A 4,179-nucleotide genomic window follows, 5' to 3' on the forward strand; every position below is an offset into this window, starting at 1 on the left:
ACTATAATGCTGGATGGTCACTAGCGAAGGGAGCGCTCAGCAAGGATAATCGTGAGTGATTTGCCGCTATTTCATGTAGAGTTAGCGGCTATTCAGCGTATTGAGTAATGTTGCCCAGACGAGGAAGTCGATTTGATTGGTTGGGTAAAGCAGTTAAACAAAAAACCAACACCAAGTGGTGTTGGTTTTTCGTTGAAGTCTACGAGGGAGACTATTCCAACGCGTCTGAAACGGTTTGGAATTTTTCGTTGACGTTGTTGCCGAGCAAGGTCAAAACGGCGATAACAACAATAGCGATCAAAGCGAGGATCAAAGCGTACTCGACCAAGCCTTGGCCTTCTTCTTTAGCAAAAAATGAACGAAACATTGCAGTATCTCCTTACGAGAGAAATATTGATTACGATGTGGACATCATATCCGACGATAGTTTGAATGCCAATAGGATGTTAGTCCTATCAAGATAGGTGATTAGGGTGAAGGTACGACTGCTACAACCCGAGTACCCCTGCCTACAGTGCTTTCTATGCCCATTTGGCCACGTAAGAGCACTTCGGCCTGTTGACGTAAGCTGGCTATCCCCATATTGCGTTTACCTGTTGGGTCGTTGAGGGTTTCGGCAACATGGAAGCCAGCCCCATCGTCCTCAATCGCAATTTGAATGCGGCTAGCATCAGCCTCAAGGATAATTCGGACATGCGAAGCATTGGCGTGGCGTTGCACGTTATTCAGCGCTTCTTGGACAAAACGGAAAATCGTTACTTCATAATGACTAGGCAAGCGGGTTTCCAAACCTTGTACCATTAAATTGATCTCGATATTGTTTTTATCGCCAAATTCTTGGCTATAACGCTTGAGCGTTGGCAACAACCCTAAATCGTCAAGGGTCATCGGGCGTAAATCGAAGATAAAACGCCGTGTATCTTGCAACACAGTATTGATCGCCGTTTTGAGGCTAGACATCTCTGAACGAGCCTGATTGGTATCGTGATCAAGGAAGCGTTCGCAAATTTCGGCGCGTAACACCAAGTTACTCATCGATTGAGCTGGGCCATCGTGCATTTGCAACGAAATCCGCAGGCGCTCCTTTTCTTGGGCTTGAATAATCGCGGCAATTTGTTCTTGTGGATTAACGTGTGGCAAGTTTGAAATGGTTGTTTCGGCCACAACGCTGACCTCATCGAGGCTTTGAATCAGTTTTTGCAGCGTATCTTGTTGTTCGCGCAGCACTTGTTGTTTAGTTTGCAGTTGCTCCACTTGGCTGCGCATCATTTGGACACGGGTTTGAACCTCTTGGGCCGAAGTGTAGAAATTTTTAATATCAACTTTTTCATAGCGCTCGAAATTGACTTCCATATCGCGACGGCGACTGGAAACCGACATTTCACGTTGCGACATTTTATCGACTTCAGCTTGATTTTGGCGAACCAAGGCATCAAGTTCGGTCATTTGGCGACGAATGCGGTCTTGTTGGTCACGCAATTCTTTTAATAATGCGTCTTTGTCGGCTGCCATAAGCCCTCCAATTCGATGGTGGTGCGTGAATGAAATTATACTGGTGGCGATTTTACTGCGTCAATTATACCCAGCGACGCAGCACTAAAACGGCGTTGGAGCCACCAAACCCAAACGATTCTTTAACTGCGAGATTAATTGTTTGCTGGCGAGCACCTTCAACCACAAAATCCAAATCACAATCAGGATCGCCTGCTTGCCAATTAATTGTTGGCGGTAGCACTTGATCGCGTAAAGCTAAGATCGTCGCAACTGCTTCGAGCGCTGAGCTTGCACCCATCGCATGGCCGGTTGCACCTTTGATCGCTGAAATTGGCACATGTTTGGCGTGTTCACCAAAAACTGCTTTGATGGTAGCGGCTTCAGCGGCATCGCCCAGCTTGGTACCAGTGGCATGGGCATTAATATAATCGACATCGTGAATGCTAATTTGGGCACGTGCTAAAGCTTTAGTTAATGTTAATGTTTGGTGTTCTAAATCGGGTGCCACAATGCTCCCACTGGCGGTCGTCGCAGCTGAGGCCATAATCTCGGCTAAAATGGGTGCATTGCGGGCTTTGGCATGCTCCAAACTTTCGAGCACAAATGCGCCGGCACCTTCCGCCAAGACTAAACCATTGCGATCAGCGCTGAAAGGGCGGCAGGCACGACTTGGGTCGCTCAGGTCGCTGGCGAGTACGCGCAAGGGCTTCCATGCTGCATACATGCCCTTGGTAAGTGGCGCATCGGAGGCTCCAGCAACCGCAGTTTCAATCACGCCAGCCCGAATCAGATCGGCGGCAATGCCAATCGCTTGCAAGCCTGAGGCGCAGGTTGCTGAAATTAAGGTGCTTGGGCCGTGCAAATCAAAGACGGTACAAAGATGTGGCAGCACGGCGGCGGGCATACAGGCTGGCACGGTATCTGCCCGTACTTTGCCATTGGTGAACCAATTTTCGTAGCAAGCTTCGATCGTCGAAATCGTGGTATAGCCTGTGCCCCATAAGACAGCGGTATCTTGAGGCAGGCCGTTGGCCATGGTAATCGCTTGCTCCACGGCATGATGGGCCAAGCTGATCATACGATCAGGCTGGCGGCGATGGCTGGTGAGCAATGGTAAATCGGGGGTTGCGCCACCAACCACCGGATCTTTGTAGGGTGCTAGGTCGGGCAGTGGCTTGACCCCGCTTTGGCCTGCCAACAAGGCCGCCCAATACGCTTCAATATCATTCCCAAGGGCGCTGCAAATCCCGATTCCGGTGATGACAACTCGCTGTTTCATAGAGGCTCCTCTGCGCTGCCGACCTACCACAGGCTCCATTGTCGTGGTATGGCTTGGTGGTTTCGGGGTTATGATGCTACTGTTCATTGTAGCGGGGAGTGTATCCAATGTCGAATATCTATCTGGGCTGTGCGATTTGGGGCTATCGGCCTTGGGTTGGCCAGTTTTTGCCTGCTGCAACCAGCAACGCCGAAATGCTCAAGGCCTATGCTGAACGCCTAACGACGGTGGAAATTAACGCTACCTTTTATGCAGTGCCCGATCAGCCCACGGTGTTGCGTTGGGCGAGCGATACACCAGCTAGCTTTCGTTTTTGCCCAAAAATTCCGCAAGCCATTAGCCATAGTGGCAATTTGGCCCAGCATGTGGCTCAAACTCAAGCCTTTATCGCCCAGATGCAGTTGCTTGGCCCAAAACTTGGCCCGATTTTTCTACAACTTGGCCCAGCCTATAGCCCCGCCAATTTTAGCGATTTGCAGCAATGGCTGGCGGCTTGGGATCGTAATGTCGCTTTGGCGGTTGAAGTGCGCCATCGTGGTTGGTTTGCAGCACAAGCAGCCCAGCGCTTAAACAATCTATTAGCTGAGCATGGTGTTGGCCGCGTTTTAGTTGATGTTCGACCAATTAATACTGGCGTAACCAAAGATCAAGTCATTTTAGATGCGCGACGTAAAAAGCCTAACGTACCCTATCATGTCGATGTAACTGCGCCGTTTGTGTTGCTACGCTTTATGGGCCACCCCGATTTAGCGATTGATCAGCCGTTGCTGGCGCAATGGGCCGATACGATTGTGGCAATGTTAAATGATGGCCTGACGGTCTATGCGTTTATGCATTGCCCCGTTGAAGAGCGTTCGCCAGAGATGTGCGAAATCTTGGCGCAGGCCTTGGTAGCACGCGGGATTGACTACCCCTTGCCCACGCCGCCAGCGCCAATTCAACAACTTTCGATGTTTTGATCAAACTGCGGCTTCGTGGTACTGTTGCCAGTGGGAGTACATGGGGTCTGGTGGCCTCGTCAGTCTTCAAAATTGGTCGGCGCTATGACGAATAGCGTTGGTGTGTTCGATTCGCACGTACTCCCGCCAGACCCTAATTCACGAGCCAAATTGCTGAGGAAATCGCTATTTGCGTTTCCGCCAAAAGGTGTGTTATAATCGGCTTTCGTGCGAGTTGTGACATTTAAACAAGTCAACTTTATCTGGGTAAGTGTACCCCGCACACCATAACGTAGAACCACAGTAGGGAATGGTCAATTAAGGAGCCGCAGGGCGCGACTACCAATTTTCCATTCCTGTTCCGTTGTCTTTTTGTCAGCGGCTAACGGTATTTGTAATAGCAGGAGCCACAACCAACATGGCTAAGCAAAAGTTTGAGCGGAATAAGCCCCACATCAACATTGGGAC

General features: G+C 49.9%; 4 protein-coding genes and 1 tRNA gene. 2 read left to right on the top strand and 3 right to left on the bottom strand.

Annotated features, from left to right (window positions below; genetic code table 11):
- Positions 1-211 precede the first annotated feature (211 nt).
- From DEF47_RS05000 to DEF47_RS05010, 3 genes are all read right to left on the bottom strand, one after another.
- Entirely contained in the window at positions 212-367 is a 156-nt protein-coding gene (locus tag DEF47_RS05000; RefSeq protein WP_041304989.1) for a Flp family type IVb pilin, read from the bottom strand.
- 101 nt (positions 368-468) lie between these two features.
- Positions 469-1,512: a sensor histidine kinase gene (locus DEF47_RS05005; RefSeq protein WP_012192429.1), complete on the bottom strand. Its 1,044-nt coding sequence runs from the start codon at positions 1,510-1,512 to the stop codon at positions 469-471.
- Positions 1,513-1,576: 64 nt separating this feature from the next.
- Positions 1,577-2,773, bottom strand: coding sequence for a beta-ketoacyl-[acyl-carrier-protein] synthase family protein (locus DEF47_RS05010; protein ID WP_012192430.1), 1,197 nt, complete (start codon positions 2,771-2,773; stop codon positions 1,577-1,579).
- A 107-nt stretch (positions 2,774-2,880) separates the two neighbouring features.
- Between DEF47_RS05010 and DEF47_RS05015 the strand changes: the two genes are divergently transcribed.
- Both DEF47_RS05015 and DEF47_RS05020 read left to right on the top strand, forming a co-directional pair.
- Positions 2,881-3,732, top strand: a complete 852-nt coding sequence (locus DEF47_RS05015) for a DUF72 domain-containing protein (RefSeq protein ID WP_012192431.1) — start codon at positions 2,881-2,883, stop codon at positions 3,730-3,732.
- Positions 3,733-3,764: 32 nt separating this feature from the next.
- Positions 3,765-3,861 (top strand) — tRNA-Sec (locus DEF47_RS05020).
- Positions 3,862-4,179 lie beyond the last annotated feature (318 nt).

The sequence above is a fragment of the Herpetosiphon sp. genome, from assembly GCF_003512625.1.
GTDB classification, from domain to species: Bacteria; Chloroflexota; Chloroflexia; order Chloroflexales; family Herpetosiphonaceae; genus Herpetosiphon; species Herpetosiphon aurantiacus.

What these genes read in the sequence shown, in the direction of transcription:
- DEF47_RS05015 (WP_012192431.1), top strand. Translation starts at nt 2,881, where the DNA reads ATGTCGAATATCTATCTGGGCTGTGCGATTTGGGGCTATCGGCCTTGG.
- DEF47_RS05000 (WP_041304989.1), bottom strand. Translation starts at nt 367, where the DNA reads ATGTTTCGTTCATTTTTTGCTAAAGAAGAAGGCCAAGGCTTGGTCGAG.
- DEF47_RS05010 (WP_012192430.1), bottom strand. Translation starts at nt 2,773, where the DNA reads ATGAAACAGCGAGTTGTCATCACCGGAATCGGGATTTGCAGCGCCCTT.
- DEF47_RS05005 (WP_012192429.1), bottom strand. Translation starts at nt 1,512, where the DNA reads ATGGCAGCCGACAAAGACGCATTATTAAAAGAATTGCGTGACCAACAA.